18 protein-coding genes, 1 tRNA gene and 1 pseudogene are annotated in these 20,530 nt (G+C 67.5%); 15 read left to right on the top strand and 5 right to left on the bottom strand.

Features of this window, described 5'->3' with window-relative positions; all coding sequences use genetic code 11:
* The first annotated feature begins 80 nt into the window (after nucleotides 1-80).
* Nucleotides 81-1,628: a metallophosphoesterase gene (locus AB0B82_RS31085; RefSeq protein ID WP_360176575.1), complete on the top strand. Its 1,548-nt coding sequence runs from the start codon at nucleotides 81-83 to the stop codon at nucleotides 1,626-1,628.
* Between the two features lie 105 nt (nucleotides 1,629-1,733).
* On the top strand, nucleotides 1,734-3,185 hold the full coding sequence (gene pyk / locus AB0B82_RS31080) for a pyruvate kinase (protein WP_360176572.1): 1,452 nt from the start codon (nucleotides 1,734-1,736) through the stop codon (nucleotides 3,183-3,185).
* A gap of 51 nt (nucleotides 3,186-3,236) precedes the next feature.
* On the opposite strand, the gene AB0B82_RS31075 is transcribed toward pyk, so the two are convergent.
* Together AB0B82_RS31075 and AB0B82_RS31070 are read right to left on the bottom strand one after the other, a co-directional pair.
* Nucleotides 3,237-3,635, bottom strand: coding sequence for a helix-turn-helix domain-containing protein (locus AB0B82_RS31075; protein ID WP_360176569.1), 399 nt, complete (start codon nucleotides 3,633-3,635; stop codon nucleotides 3,237-3,239).
* A gap of 35 nt (nucleotides 3,636-3,670) precedes the next feature.
* Nucleotides 3,671-3,744, bottom strand: a tRNA-Leu gene (locus AB0B82_RS31070).
* A gap of 83 nt (nucleotides 3,745-3,827) precedes the next feature.
* Between AB0B82_RS31070 and AB0B82_RS31065 the strand changes: the two genes are divergently transcribed.
* The 8 genes and pseudogenes from AB0B82_RS31065 (at nucleotide 3,828) to AB0B82_RS31030 (ending at nucleotide 11,048) form a co-directional block, all read left to right on the top strand.
* Nucleotides 3,828-4,019, top strand: coding sequence for a hypothetical protein (locus AB0B82_RS31065; protein WP_360176566.1), 192 nt, complete (start codon nucleotides 3,828-3,830; stop codon nucleotides 4,017-4,019).
* A gap of 185 nt (nucleotides 4,020-4,204) precedes the next feature.
* Entirely contained in the window at nucleotides 4,205-4,792 is a 588-nt protein-coding gene (locus AB0B82_RS31060; RefSeq protein ID WP_360176563.1) for a response regulator, read from the top strand.
* 351 nt (nucleotides 4,793-5,143) lie between these two features.
* The gene (locus AB0B82_RS31055) at nucleotides 5,144-6,385 is read left to right on the top strand and encodes a branched-chain amino acid ABC transporter substrate-binding protein (RefSeq protein ID WP_360176560.1); all 1,242 of its coding nucleotides are present in this window, start codon (nucleotides 5,144-5,146) and stop codon (nucleotides 6,383-6,385) included.
* An 82-nt stretch (nucleotides 6,386-6,467) separates the two neighbouring features.
* A pseudogene (locus tag AB0B82_RS31050) lies at nucleotides 6,468-6,827 on the top strand (branched-chain amino acid ABC transporter permease); the annotation flags it as partial.
* A gap of 18 nt (nucleotides 6,828-6,845) precedes the next feature.
* A complete protein-coding gene (locus AB0B82_RS31045) occupies nucleotides 6,846-7,784 on the top strand; it encodes a branched-chain amino acid ABC transporter permease (RefSeq protein WP_360176587.1) in 939 nt (312 codons plus the stop codon).
* Nucleotides 7,781-9,499, top strand: coding sequence for a branched-chain amino acid ABC transporter permease (locus AB0B82_RS31040; protein WP_360176557.1), 1,719 nt, complete (start codon nucleotides 7,781-7,783; stop codon nucleotides 9,497-9,499). The genes AB0B82_RS31045 and AB0B82_RS31040 overlap by 4 nt, the downstream gene beginning before the upstream one ends.
* Entirely contained in the window at nucleotides 9,496-10,335 is an 840-nt protein-coding gene (locus tag AB0B82_RS31035) for an ABC transporter ATP-binding protein (protein WP_360176554.1), read from the top strand. The genes AB0B82_RS31040 and AB0B82_RS31035 overlap by 4 nt, the downstream gene beginning before the upstream one ends.
* The gene (locus tag AB0B82_RS31030) at nucleotides 10,332-11,048 is read left to right on the top strand and encodes an ABC transporter ATP-binding protein (protein WP_360176551.1); all 717 of its coding nucleotides are present in this window, start codon (nucleotides 10,332-10,334) and stop codon (nucleotides 11,046-11,048) included. The genes AB0B82_RS31035 and AB0B82_RS31030 overlap by 4 nt, the downstream gene beginning before the upstream one ends.
* A gap of 28 nt (nucleotides 11,049-11,076) precedes the next feature.
* Here AB0B82_RS31030 and AB0B82_RS31025 read toward each other — a convergent pair whose 3' ends face one another.
* Entirely contained in the window at nucleotides 11,077-11,817 is a 741-nt protein-coding gene (locus AB0B82_RS31025) for a DUF554 domain-containing protein (protein WP_360176548.1), read from the bottom strand.
* 114 nt (nucleotides 11,818-11,931) lie between these two features.
* Between AB0B82_RS31025 and AB0B82_RS31020 the strand changes: the two genes are divergently transcribed.
* Entirely contained in the window at nucleotides 11,932-12,507 is a 576-nt protein-coding gene (locus tag AB0B82_RS31020) for a GNAT family N-acetyltransferase (RefSeq protein ID WP_360176545.1), read from the top strand.
* A 14-nt stretch (nucleotides 12,508-12,521) separates the two neighbouring features.
* Here AB0B82_RS31020 and AB0B82_RS31015 read toward each other — a convergent pair whose 3' ends face one another.
* Nucleotides 12,522-12,950, bottom strand: coding sequence for a hotdog fold thioesterase (locus AB0B82_RS31015; protein ID WP_360176542.1), 429 nt, complete (start codon nucleotides 12,948-12,950; stop codon nucleotides 12,522-12,524).
* Nucleotides 12,951-13,059: 109 nt separating this feature from the next.
* On the opposite strand from AB0B82_RS31015, the gene polA reads away from it, so the two are divergent.
* Complete coding sequence (polA, locus tag AB0B82_RS31010; protein ID WP_360176584.1) at nucleotides 13,060-15,774, top strand: DNA polymerase I; 2,715 nt, start codon at nucleotides 13,060-13,062, stop codon at nucleotides 15,772-15,774.
* Between the two features lie 11 nt (nucleotides 15,775-15,785).
* Here polA and AB0B82_RS31005 read toward each other — a convergent pair whose 3' ends face one another.
* Nucleotides 15,786-16,259, bottom strand: a complete 474-nt coding sequence (locus AB0B82_RS31005) for an NUDIX domain-containing protein (protein ID WP_360176539.1) — start codon at nucleotides 16,257-16,259, stop codon at nucleotides 15,786-15,788.
* A 301-nt stretch (nucleotides 16,260-16,560) separates the two neighbouring features.
* Between AB0B82_RS31005 and AB0B82_RS31000 the strand changes: the two genes are divergently transcribed.
* The 3 genes from AB0B82_RS31000 to AB0B82_RS30990 are packed head-to-tail and all read left to right on the top strand — an operon-like array spanning nucleotide 16,561 to nucleotide 20,250.
* Nucleotides 16,561-18,312 carry an extracellular solute-binding protein gene (locus AB0B82_RS31000; protein WP_360176536.1) on the top strand — a complete coding sequence of 584 codons (1,752 nt, stop codon included), beginning with the start codon at nucleotides 16,561-16,563 and terminating at the stop codon, nucleotides 18,310-18,312.
* Entirely contained in the window at nucleotides 18,309-19,247 is a 939-nt protein-coding gene (locus tag AB0B82_RS30995; protein ID WP_360176533.1) for a carbohydrate ABC transporter permease, read from the top strand. Before AB0B82_RS31000 ends, AB0B82_RS30995 begins: the two co-directional genes overlap by 4 nt.
* A gap of 4 nt (nucleotides 19,248-19,251) precedes the next feature.
* Complete coding sequence (locus AB0B82_RS30990; protein WP_360176530.1) at nucleotides 19,252-20,250, top strand: ABC transporter permease subunit; 999 nt, start codon at nucleotides 19,252-19,254, stop codon at nucleotides 20,248-20,250.
* Nucleotides 20,251-20,530: the final 280 nt, after the last annotated feature.

Here is a 20,530-nt window from a genome sequence, read left to right as displayed (position 1 = left end):
CTCGGCCGCCTCGAGCACCGGTTTCGCCGCCGACGCGGTTCGCCGGTGCTCGAGGTGGTGCGTCTCGATAGGTTGGAAGGGTGGCAACCAGGCTGGTGACGAAGGCCCGGCTCCGCGCGATGGCGCCGTGGGCCGCACTTGTCGCGCTTTGGCTGGTCACCTCGGTGACGATCGGACTGTTCGCGTTCTCGAACGACTCCGAGCGGGTCACGATCGGTGCCCACGCGGCCACGGTGTCGCCGACGTTCGACGGGCACGCGACACTCGACCTCGGCGCGGTACTGCCGCGGCTGCGGATCCCGACCGACGACCCGTTCGGTCTCGGCGTGAACGTCGACATCCAGGAGACCGACGCGTCGAACCTCACCGACCTGATCAACCGCGACGCACTGATCGCCGCCCAGCCCGACGGTGAGATTGGGCGGATCCAGCAGGTCGTCGAGGAGATGGCCGTCGACAACGCGGTGGCCGGCGCCGGCTCCGGGCTGCTGATCGTCGTCGTGGTCGCGACGCTCTGGACGATGATCGGGGTCCGTCGCCGCCGGGAGCTGTGGCATCTGGTGCACCGGCACGAGCGCCGGCTGGAGCATCGGGCCCTGGTCGTCCTGGTCGCGATGCTGATCACGATCGCCTCGATCTTCGGACCGGCCCGGATGCGTGCGGACGACGTCCCGCCGACCGAATGGAAACCGCTGGCCGACCTGCTGCCCGAAATCCCGCTCGACGAGCAACTGCAGGGCGTCGAGGTCGCCGCCGGGTTCTCCACCACCGGCGGCGTCGGCGTGATCAAGACCGCGGTCGAGACCTACCAGCGCTCGACGCAGTTCTACGGCCGGCTCAAGGAGTCAGTGGCCGGGGTTGCCGGCCGGATCCACCAGCCCGAGGAGGGGCAGAAGGTCGCGCTCCAGGTCAACGACCGGCACGACAACATCGGGATCGACGCCTTCGCCGCCGAGGTGGCGAAGGCGGGCGGCGCCAAGATCCTGATCGACGCCGGCGACGACACGTCCTCGGGGCAGGGCTGGGAGGTCTTCAGCATCCACTCACTGCGGCAGCACTTCCGGGACTTCAAGGTGGTCGCGGTGGCCGGCAACCACGACGCCGGCGGCCACATCGAGAACGCGATGCGCAAGAACGGGTTCACCGTGCTGGACAGCAAGCCGGTGGATGTGGAGGGCATCCGGTTCCTCGGCGACAGCGACCCGACCCGGACCGGCCTCGGGAGCGCCGACAGTCCCGGTGACGAGACCATCGCGGACCAGTCGTCGCGGCTCGCGGACGTCGCCTGCGACCAGTCCGACGACAAGCGGATCTCGACGATGGTGGTGCACGACCCGGCGTCCGGCGCCGACACCGCCGCCCGGGGTTGCGCGCGGCTGGTGCTGTCCGGACACCTGCATCGGCAGCTCGGCCCCGAGAGCCGGGTGGTCGACGGCCGGCCCGTGACGACGTACACGAACGGGACGACCGGGGGAGCGGCGTACGCCTTCGCGCTGGGGTACACGCTGCGCCGGCCGGGGCAGGTCACGCTGATCACCTACGACAAGTCCGGGCAGCCGATCGGCCTCCAGAGCGTCACCGCCGAGCTCACCGGGGCGATCACCGTCGCGCCGTACACCCCGTTGTGAGGTTGACGATTCAGGCGATTCGCCAGGGACCTCGGGACCTCGTAACGGTCCACGATGGGGGCGGACCAGCAGACCGAGTGGTTTGCAGGAGTAGGGTTGTGTGACGTGCGTCGCGCAAAGATCGTTTGTACGCTCGGCCCGGCTACGGCCGCCCCGGAGCGCATCACGGAACTCGTCCAAGCAGGCATGGACGTCGCCCGGCTCAATTTGAGCCACGGCGCCCATGCCGAGCATGAGCGGATCTATCAGCGGATCCGTACCGCTGCGGCGGAGACCGGGAGCAATGTCGGCATCCTGGTCGACCTGCAGGGCCCGAAGATCCGGCTGGCCGAGTTTGCCGAGGGCAAGGCAACGCTGACCTACGGCGAGCGCTTCACGATCACCACCCGGGAGGTGCCGGGCGACCAGACCATCTGCGGTACGACGTACGACGGCCTGCCGGGTGACGTGAAGCCGGGCGACCAGCTGCTGATCGACGACGGCCGGATCGGCCTGGTCGCCGAGGAGGTCACCGAGACGGACGTGATCTGCCGGGTCACCGTCGGCGGCCCGGTCTCCAACCACAAGGGCATCAACCTCCCCGGCGTGGCGGTCAGCGTGCCCGCGCTGTCCGAGAAGGACGCCGAGGACCTGCGCTGGGCGCTGCACCTGCCGGCCGACATGATCGCGCTGTCGTTCGTGCGGGACGCGGCCGACATCCAGCTCGTGCACAAGATCATGGACGAGGAGGGGCTGCGGATCCCGGTCGTCGCGAAGATCGAGAAGCCGCAGGCGGTCGCCAACCTGGACGAGATCATCGAGGCGTTCGACGGGTTCATGGTGGCTCGCGGTGACCTCGGCGTGGAGCTCCCGCTCGAGGAGGTCCCGCTGGTCCAGAAGCTGATCATCGACCAGGCCCGGCTGAACGCGAAGCCGGTGATCGTCGCCACCCAGATGCTCGAGTCGATGATCTCCGCGCCGCGGCCGACCCGCGCCGAGGCCTCCGACGTCGCGAACGCCGTCCTCGACGGTGCGGACGCGGTCATGCTGTCCGGCGAGACCAGCGTCGGCCGGTTCCCGATCGAGACCGTCAAGACAATGTCCCGGATCGTGGAGTCGACCGAGGAGCACGGCCTCAGCCGGGTCCAGGAGATCGAGTGGGAGCCGCGCACCAAGGGCGGCGTGATCGCCCGCGCAGCCGCCGACGTGGCCGAGCGGCTGGACGCGAAGTTCCTGGTGGCCTTCACCCAGTCCGGCGACACCGCGCTCCGACTGGCCCGGTACCGCACCGAGATCCCGGTGCTCGCCTTCACCCCGGTCCCGTCGGTCAGCTCGTGGCTGAGCGTGGTGTGGGGCATCGAGACCCACATCGTCCCCACCGTCGACCACACCGACGAAATGGTCCGCCAGGTCGACCAGCGCCTGCTCGAACTCGGCAAGGTCGCCAAGGGCGACCTGGTCGTCATCGTCGCGGGCTCCCCGCCCAGCATCCCCGGCTCCACCAACGCCCTCCGGGTCCACCGCATGGGCGACGCGATCCAAGGCATCGCCCCCGCCTACCGCAACCCCAACCCGTAAGCACCGACACGACAGGGGTGGACGATCAACAGATCGTCCACCCCTGTCGTGTCAGGACTTGGGCCCCACGAAACCGTCCATCGCGGCGACACCGTCCCGCCGGGCGACCGAGCGCATGTTCGGGCGCGGCATCCGCCAGGGAATGCCGAGCAGATCGAGTGCTCGCTGGCACAGGTGCTGGATGTCGACGGACTCATTGGAGAACAGGTACCGCGGGTACGCGTACCTGTACCCGATGCGCCGGGCGGCTCGGATGTACGGCGCGTACGACGTTTCGAGCGAGCCGCCGCCGCAGCGGAAACATCCTCTCCCTGACTCCGGATGGACGGGCCGGTCCCGCCAGTCCCGAAGCGTCGACCGGCTGATTCCCAGGCGCTTGCCGATGGGGTTCAAGCTCTCGCCGGCCGAGATCGCCGCCAGTGCGATCGCCCGCGTCGGCTCGTCATACATGACCGAAGCCTGGCGGGCGCCGCCGACAGTTTCAGTGCCCTGGGTGGGACTCGAACCCACACTGTACGGGTTTTGAATCCGCATTCTCTGCCAATTGGAATACCAGGGCAGCGCACTCAATCTGTGCTCGCTGATCCTAGCCCATAGACCCGGCCGATCTGAAACTGTCGGTGGTTCGTTCGACGATGAGGCATGGGGCAGATCAGGTCGCAGGAGACGGTCGACTCCGCGCTGCGGATGTCGGACAACGGGGTCAGCGACAAGACGAACGCTGAGATCCACGGTGTGGCGATCAAGACGATCCGGCGATGGCGGCGGTTGTGTCAGCGGCAGGGCCTGCCCCGCGGCGGAAGCCGTGCCCACATCGCGCTGTCCGCGGTGTGATGGGGCTGAGCTGGACGAGGCGGCGTACGCGCTGTTGCTGGGGTGGTATCTCGGCGACGGGATGCGCTCGACCTGCTCGGTATTCCTTGGCGCCAGTCTCGATGCGACACGATCGCGGTGAGTCGGAAGGAGGGGGCGGTGTTGGACGGGATTGTGGGAGCTAAGAACTGACGGACCTCGATAAGGTGTCGGGTGTGACTGCTAAGCGTGTGGTGATCGCTGAGGACGAGGCGTTGATCCGGATGGATCTGGCCGAGATGCTCGCGGAAGAGGGGTACGACGTCGTCGGGCAGGCGGGGGACGGCGAGGAGGCGATTCGGCTGGCGGTCGAGCACAAACCGGATCTGGTGATCCTCGACGTGAAGATGCCGAAGCTCGACGGGCTCAGTGCGGCCGAGAAGATCGCCGGGGAGCGGATCGCGCCGGTGCTGATGCTGACCGCGTTCTCGCAGCGGGAGCTGGTCGAGCGGGCCCGCGATGCCGGCGCGATGGCGTACCTGGTGAAGCCGTTTTCCAAGGCCGACTTGCTGCCCGCGATCGAGATCGCCGCGTCCCGGTACGTCGAGCTCGCCGAGCTGGAGCGGGAGGTCGCGGACCTCGCCGAGCGGCTGGAGACGCGCAAGCTGGTGGATCGCGCGAAGTCGATCCTGCAGACCAAGTTCGGGCTGACTGAGCCGGACTCGTTCCGGTGGATCCAGAAGACCGCGATGGACAAGCGGGTGTCGATGCGTCAGGTCGCGGAGCTGGTCGTCAACGAGGCCGGAGATTCCTGACCGAACAGGCACTCCGCGTCACCGGCCGGCTGCTGAGCAAAGAACTTCGGCGGTCTGCAGGTCGTTTCGGCGTGTCGTGACAATGCGCTGACGGCGACCGGTCGTTGGTAACGAAACGTGGCGAACGCTGTACTCCGAAAACGGCGAATCTCACCGAGTAAAACCGGCCACTGACACAGGGTCACTGAGATACCGGTCCGGACAGTAATCAGGTCAAGAGACGATCCTTACCGGGGTAACGACCTCACAACACAGCCGATGCGCTGTTCGCTCCGGGCCATCGTGGGGTCTAACCTGCCGGTGCTCGCGGCAAACGCGCGAGAGTCCCGGTTTCGCTGGGACTATCCAGACATGGGAGGAACAGTGCACCAGCGTTCCGTAGTACGGGTCGGCGCGTCGCTGATCGTTGCGTCGTTGGCCCTGACTGCCTGCGGCTCACGCAGTGGCGGCGACTCTGGCGGGGGCTCCGGAGAAACGACCAAGACCGCGAAGATCGGCGTGATCGCGCCGCTGTCCGGAGACTTGTCGGCTCTGGGTCTGGGTATCCAGCACTCCGTCGAACTCGCCGTGAAGCAGGCCAACGACTCCAACGCGATCCCGGGCTGGAAGCTCGAGGTCGACGCCAAGGACGACGAGGGCAAGACCGAGCCGGCCAAGAACGCGGCCACCTCGCTGGCCAGTGACGCCGACGTGATCGGCGTGGTCGGCACGCTGAACACCAGCACCAGCCAGCAGGTCCAGCCGGTTCTCGCGCCGAAGAACATCGTCCAGGTCTCGCCGGCCAACACCGGCCCGGGTCTGACCCAGGGCGCGAAGTGGCAGACCGAGCCGAAGCGGCCGTACCCGACGTACTTCCGCACCTGCACGACCGACGCGGTTCAGGGCCCGTTCGCGGCCCGGTACCTGTACGAGACCGCGAAGATCACCAAGGTCGCCACGATCCACGACAAGAAGGCGTACGGCCAGGGTCTGGTCGGCACCTTCACCGAGGAGTTCAAGAAGCTCGGCGGTCAGATCGTCTCGGCGCAGACCATCAACCCGGACGACTCCAACTACCAGGCCGTGATCTCCGCGGTGAAGCCGTCCGCTCCGCAGGCGGTCTACTACGGCGGTGAGTACCCGAACGCGGGCCCGCTGTCGCAGCAGATGAAGGCCGCCGGCCTGAACGTCCCGCTGATGGGCGGCGACGGCATCTTCGACCCGAAGTACATCACGCTGGCCGGTAACACCAGCACCGGTGACCTGGCGACGTCGGTCGGTGCGCCGGTCGACAGCCTGGAGTCGGCGAAGAAGTTCGTCGAGGACTACAACGCGCAGAACTACAAGGAGCCGTACGCCGCCTACGGTGGCTACTCGTACGACGCCGCGAACGCGATCATCAACGCGCTCAAGACCTCGCTGAAGGACGCCAAGGACGTCGAGTCCGCGCGGCAGGCGACGGTCGATGCCATGAGCAACGTCTCCTTCGACGGCGTGACCGGCAAGGTCGCCTTCGACCAGTACGGCGACACCACCTCCAAGGTCCTCACGGTCTACAAGGTCGACGGCGGCAAGTGGGCCACCGTCGAGACCAAGGACTTCGAGGAGAAGTAGGCAGAGTCGACCTCATGTCTCGGGGGTGGGAGCGATCCTCCCGCCCCCTGGCGTGTCATAACGAGGCAGATGGGAGGTCGACGTGGACCAGTTCTTTCAGCAACTCGTCAACGGGCTGACCCTGGGCTCGCTGTACGCGTTGATCGCGGTTGGGTACACGGTCGTGTACGGCATCGTGCAGCTCATCAACTTCGCCCACGGCGAGGTGTTCATGATCGGTGCGTTCGGCGCACTGACGACATACCTGTTGTTCTTCGACGGTGAGACCAGCGTGTGGATCCTGCCGGTCATGATCGTCGGAGCCATGATCGCCTCCGTCGGCACCGCGGTGGCGATGGAACGTGTCGCGTACCGTCCCCTGCGGAACGCGCCACGACTGGCGCCGCTGATCACGGCGATCGGTATCTCGGTGTTCCTGCAGGAGTTCGTCCGGCTGTTCTACGAGCAGCCCGAGTGGACGGTGGTGGTGTTCACCGGTCTGGCGATCGGCGTCGGCTACGCGGTCGGCGGCCGGGTCGCGAAAGCGGACCTGAACCACCCGATCTCGAAGTGGTACGACCGCGCCCCGCTGCTCGGCGCCGCCGTCGGCGGGGTCGCGGTCTGGATCGTGGTCCGGGTGATCGACTCCGAGCTCAGCCCGCTGACGATCGCCGCGGTGATCGTGCTCGGCGCACTGGTCGGGACCGGCGTCGGCTGGTTGGCGGCTCTGGCCACCCGGCGGAAGGCCCGCACGCAGATCCCGGTGCCGGCGATCGTCGCCGCCGCGGTCGGTGGCTCGGTGCTCGCCGAGGTCAGCTGGATCCTCTACCAGACCCTGATCACCAAGGTCGAGTGGCCGAGCGCGAAGCTGCGCATCCCGTTCCCGCAGATCGACGTGGTCAGCGGTTCGGCCCTGCAGATCGGTGGCGTGACCATCCAGCGGTCCGCGATCTTCACCGTGGGCGCCCTCGTCGTCTGCGCCGCCGGGCTCTGGTACTTCGTCAACCGCACCCGGATGGGCCGCGGTATGCAGGCGGTGTCGCAGGACCCGGACACCGCCCGGCTGATGGGGATCAACGTCGACCGGATCATCGTGGTCGCGTTCGCTCTCGGCGCTGTGCTGGCCGCGATCGCGGGTGTCTCGCAGGGTCTGCAGAACACCAACATCGAGTTCCGGATGGGCTTCCTCGCCGGTCTGAAGGCGTTCACCGCGGCGGTGCTCGGCGGTATCGGCAACATCTACGGCGCCGTCGTCGGCGGCCTGGTGCTCGGTGTCGTCGAGGCGATGGCCACGCAGTACATCCCGGGCCAGTTCGGCGGTAGCACCTGGAAGGACGCGTGGGCGTTCGTGATCCTGATCCTGGTTCTGGTGTTCAGGCCGCAGGGCCTGCTGGGCGCGAGGGTGGTGGACCGCGCATGACCGACGTGAAGACTCCTGTCGACGACGTCGTGGAGGAGCCGGCCGGGAAGCCGGGCAAACCGATCGCCTGGCCGCTCGGCCTGGCCGGTGTGGCGCTGGTGATCGTCGGGTCGTTCCTGTCCTGGAGCTACGACGGCTCGATCCTGAACGACCTGTCGATCAACTTCTACCCGGGCGGCCTGCAGATCCTCGCGATCATCACCGCGCTGCTTGCGCTGGCACTGCTGCTGATCGAGCGCGGACCGCTGGCCAAGAAGCTGGGCCCGTGGCTGGACGCGACGCACGGCCTGCGTGCCCTCGGTGTCGGGCTGACGCTCTACATGGTGCTGGTTCTGGTCGCGATCTCGGTGGAGTCCGACGGCCTGATCAACGTCAACCCCGGCGGGTACGTCTCGCTGGTCGGTGCGCTGCTGATCGCGGTCTCGGCGTACCTGCTGCCGCAGCGGCAGTTGCGGGACCTGACCGAGGCGCGGCTGCCCGGATGGGCCGAGATCCTGTCGATCTGCGTGATGCTGGCCGCGTTCTTGTTCATCGCGGCGTACGCGCTCGGGCTGGACGACGCATGGTTGTTCATCCTCTGCCTGCTGTTCGTTGCCGTCGCCGTGGTCGGTCTGTTCCGGACCGGCGCGCTGACGTTCATGTCGTACGCCGGTCAGCGGCATCGCAAGGTGCTGACGCTGGGGGCGTTCGTCGCGGCGTTCTTGTTCCCGTTCACCCAGAACGGGTCGGACGCGAACATGTCGATCGCGGGCTCGGTGCTGGTCTTCAGCGCGACCGCGATGGGCCTGAACATCGTGGTCGGCCTGGCCGGCCTGCTGGACCTCGGGTACATCGCGTTCCTCGGCGCCGGTGCGTACGTCGCCGCGATGCTGTCGGCGTCCGGCTTCGCCACCATCGGCTGGACCCCGCCGTTCCTGGTGGTCGTCCTGATCGGTGCGTGTGTGGCCGCGATCCTGGGTCTGATCATCGGATCACCGACGCTGCGGGTCTCGGGTGACTACCTGGCGATCGTGACGCTGGGCTTCGGTGAGATCTTCCGGTTCTCGATGTTCAACCTGGACGGCAACAACGGCCCGAACCTGACCAACGGCCCGAACGGCATCCCCGGCATCCCGGACCTGGAGATCCTCGGGTTCAACTTCGGCGACGAGCACGTTGTCGCGGGGGTCCCGCTCGGCCGGTTCTCGAACTACTACTTCCTGCTGCTGCTCCTGATCGGCGGCGTCATCTTGGTGTTCTCCCGGCTGAACAACAGCCGGATCGGGCGCGGCTGGGTGGCGATCCGGGAGGACGAGAAGGCCGCCGAGGCGATGGGTGTGAACGTCTTCGGGCTGAAGCTGCTCGCGTTCGCGGTCGGCGCCTTCCTGGCCGGTCTGGCGGGCACGATCAAGGCCCATCAGGACGGTGCGGTCAGTCCGGATCAGTACATCTTCCTGGAGTCGGCGTTCCTGCTCGCCGCGGTCGTGCTCGGCGGGATGGGCACCATCGCCGGTGTGCTGCTCGGTGCGACGATCCTGAAGCTGCTGCCGGAGAAGCTGCGGTTCTTCTCGGAGTACCGGCTGCTGCTGTTCGGTCTCCTGCTGGTGCTGATGATGCGCTTCCGGCCCGAGGGGCTGGTCGCGAGCAAGCGGCGGCAGCTGGAGTTCCACGAGGAGGACGAAGCCCTGGCCGAAGAGGTCGAGGAAGAACGACTGGCCGTCCAGGAGGCGAAATGACGGTGACCGACACCGTGGGCGCGGCCGGCAACGGCACCGGCGCCCCGGTTCTGGAAGCCTCCGGCGTGACCATGCGGTTCGGTGGTCTGCTGGCGGTGAACGACGTCAACCTGACGGTGCGCGAGGGCGAGATCGTCGGTCTGATCGGCCCGAACGGTGCCGGCAAGACCACGTTCTTCAACTGCCTCACCGGTCTGTACAAGCCGACCAGCGGGCAGGTCCGGTTCTCCGGGCGGCCGTTGCCGCCCAAGCCGCGGGCCGTGGTCCGCGCCGGGATGGCCCGGACGTTCCAGAACATCCGGCTGTTCGCGAACATGACCGCGCTGGAGAACGTGATGGTCGGGCGGTACTGCCGGACCAGTGCGGGCGCGATCACGTCGGTGCTGCGCGGGCCGAAGTTCCGTCGCGAGGAAGAGGCGACCCGGGTTCGGGCGCAGGAACTGCTCGACTTCGTCGGCCTCGGCCGCTCGACCGAGCACCTGGCCCGGAACATGCCGTACGGCGACCAGCGCCGGCTGGAGATCGCCCGCGCGCTGGCGACCGATCCGCGGCTCATCCTGCTCGACGAACCGACCGCCGGGATGAACCCGCAGGAGACCCGGCAGGCCAGTGACCTGATCTTCAAGATCCGGGACTCGGGGCTGTCGGTGGTCGTGATCGAGCACGACATGCGGTTCATCTTCAACCTCTGCGACCGGGTGCTGTGTCTGGTCCAGGGGCAGACCCTGATCGAGGGGACGCCCGAGGAGGTGCAGTCCGACCCGCGGGTGATCGAGGCCTACATCGGCACCGGCGAAGAGGACACCGACGAGGAACCGGGAGGTGAGCCCGCATGACCGCCATGCTGGAGGTCAAGGACCTGGAAGTTGCCTACGGCAAGATCCAGGCGGTGAAGAAGATCAGCTTCAGCGTCGAGCAGGGCCAGGTGGTGACGCTGATCGGCACCAACGGCGCCGGTAAGACCACCACGCTGAAGACGGTCTCCGGGCTGCTCCGGCCGACCGGCGGCGAGATCTGGTTCCAGGGCGAGCGGATCGACCACCTGGCCGCGCACGACATCGTCACCCGCGGTCTGGCGCACTCACCCGAGGGCCGGCGGATCTTTCCCCGGCTGTCGGTGGAGGAGAACCTGATGCTCGGCGCGTTCGCGCGCCGGGATCCGGGCGGCGTGAAGGCCGACCTGCACGCGGCGTACGACCTGTTCCCGATCCTGGGGGAGCGGCGCAAGCAGCCGGCCGGGACGTTCTCCGGCGGTGAGCAGCAGATGCTGGCGATGGGTCGCGCGATGATGAGCCGGCCGAAGCTGATGATGCTCGACGAGCCGTCGATGGGTCTGTCGCCGCTGATGATGAAGCGGATCATGTCCACGGTGACCGAGCTGCAGCAGCAGGGCACGACGATCCTGCTGGTCGAGCAGAACGCCCAGGCCGCGCTGAAGCGGGCCGACTACGGGTACGTGCTCGAGGTCGGGAAGATCGTGCTGTCCGGCACCGGCCAGGAACTGCTGGTGAACGACTCGGTCCGCAAGGCCTACCTGGGCGAGGACTGAGCGCTGTAGTACGTACTGCGCTGCTGGTTCAGTTGCGGATGACAACAAGCAACTGAACCAGCAGCGGCGCCACGATCAGCGCCGGCAGCAGGTCCGCGACCGCGACCTGCTTCAGCTTCAGCAGCCGCAGCGCGACCCCGATCAGCATCACGCCGCCGGTGGCCCCGAGCGCCGTCACATGAGCCTCGGGCAGGACGTCGCCGAGGACCGCGCCGACCGCCGTCAACAGTCCTTGCAGGACGAGTACGACGAGCGCGGACGCCGCGACGCCCCAGCCGAAGGACGCGGCGAACGCGATCGACGCGAACCCGTCCAGCACCGCCTTCAGGAACAGCTGATCGGCGCCGCGACCGAGGCCGTCGGACAGCGCGCCGAGGAAGGTCAGCGGCCCGACACAGAACACCATCGAGGCCGACACGAACCCTTCCACGAAGGTTTTCCGGGCCTCGCCGCGGTCGAATCGGCGCTGCATCCAGCCGCCGAAGTCCTCCAGCCGTTGCTCGATCCGCAGCAGCGACCCGGCGATCCCGCCGATCAGCATCGCGCCGAGCACGATCAGGATCGGCGCACTGTCGCCGACGGCGTCGCTGAGCACCGCGTCACCTACGGTGAGTGCCGAGGTGATCGCGATCAGCAGCGTCACCAGCCCGAGCGCGTCCGTCACGAGGTCGCGAGTGCGGTGACTCAGACGGTGTCCGACGAGTACGCCGAGTACCGATCCGACGAGAACCGCCGCGACGTTGACGACGGTCCCGATCCCGATGAACACACTGGTCTCCGCTCAGCTTTGCAGGGGACCCCCGAGGGCCTACTGTTGCGCGAGGACGAGCGTATCCGCCCGTCTGTTCACCTCGGGGGTGGACCGGACCGGGAGGTCGCTGTGGTGGCTGCCGTCGAGGTGAGGGATGCCCGACCGGGGGATGCCGAGGCTCTGGTGGACCTGTGGCGCGAGCTCAGCACCGCCGCGGGGCTGCCGTCGCGGCTACCTGCCCCGCCGTCCGTCGCCGCCGCTCAGGTTGCCATCGGCAAGCACCTGGACGACCCGTTCGGCCGGCTGCTGGTGGTCGAGCTCGACGGCGAGGTGCACGGGATGGCGTACCTGCGCCGGACGGCGATCAGCCCACTGCATGACGACACCACAGTCACCGTGGAGTACCTGCACGTCAGCGACACCTCCCGCCGGCACGGACTCGGCCGGGCACTGATCGCCGAAGCGGTCGCCTGGGCCGAGCACGACAGTTGCCTTCACCTGGCCGTCGTCGCGCCGGCGATCGCCCGCGAGGCGAACCGTTTCCTGGCGCGGCTCGGGCTCGGCCAGGCCGGCGTACTGCGGTTCGCGAACACGCACACCGTCCGTCGCCGGCTGAATTCCGAGCACGCCCCGAACTTGCTTGCCCTGCTGTCGTCGCGGCGCTCCGCGATTGCTCGCCGCGCGCTCAGCTCCCGCGCCGAGCGCTAGCTGAACCCCGCGGCTCAGCTGCCGGGCGGGGCCTGGATCAGCTGGCAGGTGATACGTGCGGTACAGACCCGCTTGTCCCGGTCGTCGGTGACGATCACCTCGTAGGACGTCGTCGTCCGGCCGAGGTAGATCGGGGTCGCGACGCCGGTGACCGTCGTACCGCCGCTGTCCCGGACCGCGCGGTGGTGGGTCGCGTTGATGTCGACACCGACCGCGACCTTCCCGTACGTCGCCGCGTGCAGCGCGGACCCGATCGACCCGAGGCTCTCCGCGAGGACGCAGGACGCGCCGCCGTGCAGCAGGCCGTACGGCTGGGTGTTGCCCTGCACCGGCATCGTCGCCACCACCCGCTCCGGCGTCGCTTCCCGGACAACGATCCCCATCCGCTCCAGCAGGGTTCCCTCCAGGCCCATCCCCGGGCCGAGGTTCAATTCGTCGGTCACCGCAGCAGTGTGTCAGAACTGTCCGGGCGGGGCGCTGGGGCGGGGGACGGAAACTGTCCGCGGGAACCACTAGAGTCGGTGTGTGGCTGGAGAGACGAACACGACGACGATGACCGAGCAGAAGACGGCGGGTGCCGCGACCCCGGGTGAGGGGCGGCCGCGGATCCTGCTGCTGGACGGGCACTCACTGGCGTACCGGGCGTTCTACGCGCTCCCGGTGGAGAACTTCTCCACCACGACCGGCCAGCACACCAACGCGGTGTACGGGTTCACCTCGATGCTGATCAACATGCTCCGCGACGAGCAGCCCACGCATGTCTGCGTCGCGTTCGACGTCTCCCGCAAGACTTTCCGCTCCGAGCAGTACGCGGAGTACAAGGCCGGCCGGTCCAAGTCGCCGGACGAGTTCAGCGGCCAGATCTCGCTGGTCAAGGAGGTGCTCGAGGCGCTCCGGATCCCGACCACGGAGATCGACGGCTGGGAGGCCGACGACATCATCGCGACGCTCGCCACGCAGGCCTCCGAGCAGGGCTTCGAGGTGCTGATCAGCACCGGCGACCGGGACGCGTTCCAGCTCGTCAGCGACAACGTCACCGTGCTGTACCCGAAGCGCGGCGTCTCCGAGATCGCCCGGATGGACCCGGCGGCGGTCGAGGAGAAGTACGGTGTCGGCCCCCGGCTGTACCCGGATCTCGCCGCGCTGGTGGGGGAGCAGAGCGACAACCTGCCGGGCGTGCCCGGGGTCGGCCCGAAGACCGCGGCCAAGTGGCTGAACCAGTTCGGCTCGCTGAACGAGGTCGTCGACCGGGTGAACGAGATCAAGGGCAAGGCCGGCGAGTCGCTACGGGCGCACCTGGCCGACGTGATCCGGAACCGGCAGATCAACGAGCTGGTCCGCGACCTGACGCTGGACGTCTCGGTCGACGACTTGGCCCGGGTTCCGTGGGACCGGGAGAAGGTGCACACGCTGTTCGACAGCCTGGAGTTCCGGGTGCTGCGCGAGCGGCTGGTCGCCGAGCACGAGGAGGTCGACGCGACTGTGGACCACGGCTTCGAGCTGGACGGCGTGCAGCTGAAGCCGGGCGAGGTCGCGGCCTGGCTCAAAGAGCACGTGAGCAGCGGTGAGCGGGTCGGCATCGCGGTCCAGGGCAGCTGGGGCGGCGGCACCGGCGAGATCACCGGCCTCGCGCTGGCGACCACGTCGGGCGCAGCGGCCTGGTTCGACCCGACCACGATGACGCCGGACGACGACGCCGCCTGGCAGGCCTGGCTGGCCGACGAGAAGCAGCCGAAGGCCTTGCACGACGTGAAGGGTCCGCTGCTCGGCTTCCTCGAGCGTGGCTGGACTCTCGGCGGCCTGAGCTCCGACACCCAGCTGAGCGCGTACCTGGTCCGTCCGGACCAGCGGGCCTACGACCTGGCCGACCTGACCGTGCGGTACCTCAAGCGTGAGCTGCGCACCGAGGAAGCGGAGAACGGTCAACTCAGCTTCGACGACGTCGAGGGCGGTCCGGCCGCGGATCACACGATGCTGCGTGCTCGCGCGATCGCCGACCTCGCCGACACCCTCGACGAGGCGCTCGAGAAGCAGGCCGGTACGGCGCTGCTCGCGGACGTCGAGCTCCCGCTGATCCGGGTGATCGCGGGCATGGAGCGCGACGGGATCGCGGTCGACCGGCCGTATTTGGAGGAGCTCGAGAACCGGTTCGCCACGGGCGTCCGGGAGGCCGCGACGGCGGCGTACGAGGTGATCGGCAAGGAGATCAACCTGGGCTCGCCGAAGCAGCTGCAGGTGGTGCTGTTCGACGAGCTGCAGATGCCGAAGACCAAGCGCACCAAGACCGGCTACACCACCGACGCCGACTCGCTGCAGGCGCTGTACGAGAAGACCGAGCACCCGTTCCTGGCGTACCTGCTGGCACACCGCGACGCGACCCGGTTGCGGCAGACCGTCGAGGGACTGCTGAAGACGATCAGCCCGCGGGACGGCCGGATCCACACCACGTTCAACCAGACCATCGCGGCGACCGGCCGGCTCAGCTCCACCGAGCCGAACCTGCAGAACATCCCGATCCGCACCGAGGAGGGCCGCCGGATCCGGCAGGCCTTCGTGGTCGGCGAGGGCAACGAGTCGCTGATGTCGGCCGACTACAGCCAGATCGAGATGCGGATCATGGCGCACGTGTCCGGCGACCAAGGCCTGATCGACGCGTTCAACTCCGGGATGGACTTCCACTCGGTGACTGCGTCCCGGGTCTTCTCGGTCGACCCGTCGGCGGTCACTCAGGAGCAGCGGGCGAAGATCAAGGCGATGAACTACGGCCTCGCCTACGGCCTGTCGGCGTACGGGTTGAGCCAGCAGTTGAAGATCGGCGTCGACGAGGCCAAGGGCCTGATGGACGAGTACTTCGAGGGCTTCGGCGGCGTCCGGGACTACCTGCGGTCGATCGTGATCGACGCCGGCAAGACCGGGTACACCGAGACCATCCTCGGCCGCCGGCGGTACCTGCCGGACCTCACCAGTGACAACCGGCAGCGCCGCGAGATGGCCGAGCGGATGGCGCTGAACGCGCCGATCCAGGGCTCGGCCGCGGACGTCATCAAGATGGCGATGCTGAAGGTCGACCGGTCACTGCGCGAGTCCGGCCTGAAGTCGCGGATGCTGCTCCAGGTGCACGACGAGCTCGTCTTCGAGATCGCGCCGGGGGAGCGGGAAGCGCTGGAGGAGCTGGTCCGGCACGACATGGGCCACGCGGTCGAGATGGCCGTCCCGCTCGACGTCTCGGTCGGCGTCGGCCGCACCTGGCACGAGGCGGCGCACTAGAAGGTCGCGCACTAGGAGGTCGCGAAGATCGGTGCCGGATCGGGGGAGAGGGCGTTCGCCAGGCAGGCGAGCTCCCGCTCCGGCAGCTCCGGCGGCGCGTCCAGCGGCCACCAGCGCACGTCGAGCGACTCGTCGTCGTTCACCCGCGCCTCGCCGGCCACCGCGCGGCAGCGGAAGCAGAGATCGAGGAACTGGACCTGGTCACCGTTCGGGTAGCTCGCCGGAGCGAGTGACTCGACGCTGACCAGGCGCTCGACCACGGCCTTGACCGCGGTCTCCTCCTCGATCTCCCGCACCAGCCCGACCGCCGGTTGCTCACCTGGCTCGAGGATTCCGGCGACCAGACTCCACCGCCCGCTGTCGGAGCGCCGCACCAACAGGACCTGGTCGGCATCGTTCAGCACCACGCCTGTGATCCCGGTCAGCCAGAGCAGGTCGTGACCGATCTTCTCGCGCAGGTCGAGGATGAACCGGGGCGTCGTCATGCCCAGAACCCTATCCAGACCGGAAGCCGGCTCCGGAACCCTGGCCCGACGACCCATCTGGACCGGAGCTGTTGCCGTGGCCGCGGGATTTCTTGCCGCAAGAAAGTTGGCCGCCGCCGCGCAAGGGGCAAGCGTTTGCCACGCAAGATACGAACGGTGATCGGTTGATCTCGTTCAGTGGTCCTGGGGTCTTCCGTGCTCAGAATTTCTGTGCGATCCTCCGGCAAAGATCCGAGATCCTATCGGATATCTCAACTCGGATCTGCTCGACTTCGTTCCGACCAGCCGCCTAGGAGGAACCATGCCGAACGACGACGCGCGCGGAAATCTCAGCCGTCGATCATTGATTGCCGGGGCACTCGGACTGACCGCGGCGACAGCCGGCGGGGGGCTGCTCAGTGGGTGCAGTGGCTCGAGCAGTGCGACCGGCGGAGCAGGTAACGCCGGTCCCGTCGCGCCGAGCGTCACGCTCGGCCCGAAGCTGACCACGGTGCAGTACCCCGAGGGGTACGTCGGTCCCGTCGCCCGTGAGCTGAAGCCGATCAGCACCGAGAAGGTGACCTTCAAGATCGTCGTCCCGCAGGACGTGACCGTCGGGGACTGGCGGACCAATGCCTTCACCAAGTGGCTCGAGCAGAAGACCAACATCCACATCGAGTGGAACCAGGTCGGCGGTACGGCCGACGACGTGATGACCAAGGTGAACGCGATGATCGCGGCCGGCGACATCCCGGACGCGTTCATGGGGATCGGGTTCAGCCGCTCGCAGCTGTTCCTGTACGGCCAGCAGGGTCTGTTCGCCGACATCGACCAGTACATCGGCTCGCACGCGCTCAACCTGCAGCAGGCGATGCAGGACTACCCGGACGCGCGCAAGCTCGTGCAGGCGCCGGACAAGAAGGTCTACTCGTTCCCGAACATCAACGACTGTTACCACTGCCGGGCCAGCAACGGCCGGACGTTCCTGAACACCGATTGGATCGAGCAGGTCGGACTGGACATCCCGGAGACCACCGACCAGTTCGTCGAGCTACTGCGCGCGTTCAAGAAGGCGGACCTCGGCGGTAACGGCCGGACGATCCCGTTCGCCGGGTACAAGGACGCCCCGTTCGACACGTTCTTCATGAACGCGTTCCTCTACAACCCCGGTGACCCGTGGCTGGTGGTGAACGACGGCAAGGTCGAGGCGGCGTACAGCAAGGACGAGTGGCGCGAAGGCCTGAAGTTCATCCACGGGATGTACGCCGAGGGGCTGATCAACAAGGACGTGTTCACCGCGGACGCCGATCAGATGCTGCGGTACGGCAACGCGCCGGGCAAGCCGATCATCGGCGGCGCCCGCTCGTACTACTGGGGCGGTTTCCTCGACATCGACCAGAAGGACCCGAACGCCCGCTGGCGCAAGTACCTGGCGGTCCCACCGCTGAAAGGCCCGAACGGCGTCCGGTACGCCGCCTGGAACTACCTCGGCGTCGGTGTCGAGGTGGCGAAGCTGGTGATCACGAAGAAGTGTGAGCGGCCGGAGCTGCTGGTGCAGTGGGCCGACACGCAGATGGAGCTCGAGGCGATCCTGCGCGGGTACGGCGGTCCGCAGTTCGAGTGGGCCAAGAAAGGCGAGCTCGGGATCAACGGCAAGCAGGCGGTGTACGGGTTCTCGGCGACCTGGAACTCCGAGAAGAACATCAGCTGGAGCCAGTACAACACCATGTACCGCTCGGAGAGCTTCCGCCTCGGCGAACGGGTGAACCCGAAGGACCTGACCTTCGAGAAGCCGCTGTACCAGCAGACGCTGGACAACTACTTCCCGTACAAGCAGCCGCAGGAGATGCAGTTCCCGCCGGTGACGCTGGACCAGGATCAGGCTGCGCAGGAGGCGGAGCTCAAGACCAACCTGAAGACCGAGGTCAACCTGTCGTTCTCCAAGTTCGTCACCGGTCAGCTCGACCCGAACGACGACAGCGCCTGGAACGACTACAAGGACCGGATCGAGAAGATCGGCGTGAAGCCGTATCTGGACCTGCAGCAGGCCGCCTACGAGACCTACAACGGATGAGCGCCGCCGGGACCCTGTCGCCGGACGAGCGGCGGCTGGGCACGGGGGCGCCGATCCAGGACACCCGCGGCGACAAGATCGCGGCGGCGTGCATCTACGCGGCCCTCGGCCTGTTCTGCGTCGCGATCCTGTACCCGATCGTGTACGTCGTCAGTGCGTCGGTGAGTGACACGTCGAAGGTGTCGGCCGGCGAGGTGTGGCTGTGGCCGGTCGGTTTCACGCTGGACGCGTACAAGGCGATCTTCGACTACGACGCGATCGTCAGCAGCTTCGGCAACTCGGTGTACTACGCGGTCGTGGGCGCTGTGGTCGCCACGGTGCTCACGCTGCTCGCGGCGTACCCGCTGTCGAGGAAGGGGCTGCCGGGCAAGGGCCTGATCATGGCCGCGTTCGTGTTCACGATGATGTTCAGCGGCGGACTGATTCCGACGTACCTGGTCGTCGACCAGCTCGGGCTGCTGAACACGCGCTGGGCGATGATCCTGCCCACCGCGCTGGCGGTCTGGAACGTGATCATCACCCGGACCTACTTCATGGTGACGATCCCGGAGGAGCTGGTCGAGGCGGGCAAGGTCGACGGCTGCAGCGACTTCGGGTTCTTCTGGCGGGTGGTGCTGCCGTTGAGCAAACCGATCATCGCGGTGAACCTGCTCTTCTACGCGGTCGGGCAGTGGAACACGTTCTTCAACGCGCTGATCTATCTGACCAACGAGCACCTGTTCCCGTTGCAGGTGGTGCTGCGGCAGATCCTGATCCAGAGCAAGGTCGACCCGTCGCAGATGCCGGACACCAGCAAGCTGGCCCAGCTGAAGGAACTGCAGCAGCAGCTCAAGTACTCGCTGATCGTGATCGGGATGATCCCGCCGTTGCTGGTCTATCCCTTCGTGCAGAAGCACTTCGTCAAGGGAGCCATGATCGGCTCGTTGAAGGGATGAGCGGATGACGACCTCGACCCAAACTCGCACCACCCCGCGCGCCGATGCGCGCAAGTCCGCGCGCCGACGCACCCAGCCGGTGGCGCAGAACTCGGCCGGACTCGGACTGCGGATCCGCCGCAACTGGCAGCTGTACGCGATGCTCGCGCTGCCGCTGCTCTGGCTGGCGCTGTTCGCCTACTGGCCGATGTACGGCGTCATCATCGCGTTCAAGGACTACAACGTCGTGTCCGGGATCTGGGGCAGTCCCTGGGTGGGGCTGAAACACTTCGACCGGTTCGTCGAGTCGTACCAGTTCTGGCGGCTGATCAAGAACACGGTGTTCCTGCACGTGTATGAGCTGGTGGCGACGTTCCCGCTGCCGATCATCCTCGCGCTCTGCCTGAACACGGTCCGGAAGAAGTGGTTCAGCCGGTCCGCGCAGCTGATCACGTACGCACCACACTTCATCTCGACGGTCGTCGTGGTCGGGCTGATCGTCGTCCTGACCAACCCCAGCAGCGGAGTGGCGAACCGGCTGATCGGCCTGTTCGGGTTCGGACCGGTCGACTTCATGGGCGACGCCGGGCTGTTCCGGCACCTCTACGTCTGGTCGGGTGCGTGGCAGACGATGGGCTTCGCGGCGATCATCTATCTGGCCGCGCTGACGAGCGTGCCGCCGGAGCTGCACGAGGCGGCGATCGTCGACGGCGCGTCCCGGTTGCGGCGGATGTGGCACATCGATCTGCCCGCGATCGTGCCGGTGGCGGTGATCCTGCTGATCCTGAACATCGGCTCGATCCTGTCCGTCGGGTTCGAGAAGGTGCTGCTGATGCAGAACAACCTGAACCTGGACACGGCCGAGGTGATCGACACCTACGTGTACAAGATCGGCCTCGCGTCGGCTGTGCCGCAGTTCAGCTATGCCACCGCGATCGGGTTGTTCCGGTCGGTGATCGGGCTGGTGCTGCTGGTGCTGGCGAACTCGTTCGCCCGCCGGTTCGCCAAGTCGAGCCTCTGGTGACGAACCGGAGCCGTGCTAGATCGTCCGGGCCAACACGATGGGTGAACCGCGTGTCGTGGGGGTTCTCTGCTGGCACACGAGCAGACAACCCCCACCACGAACGGACATCCGGCTCTTGTGACCGATCCGTGGGTGGGTCCGGGCGACCGAGACGGCGCCCGCGCTGGCCGACCGCGCGCGTTCCCGCGCGCGTTCCCGCGCGGTGGGTTCACCCATCGTGTTGTGGGTTCCTGACCCGTGTGAAGGGTGCGGAACCCACAACACCGTGGGTGAACCCACC

This window comes from Kribbella sp. NPDC048915, from assembly GCF_040649595.1.
GTDB lineage: Bacteria > Actinomycetota > Actinomycetes > Propionibacteriales > Kribbellaceae > Kribbella.
The sequence above is the reverse complement of the archived record's forward strand: the minus strand, read 5'-3'. Positions and strand labels throughout refer to the sequence as shown.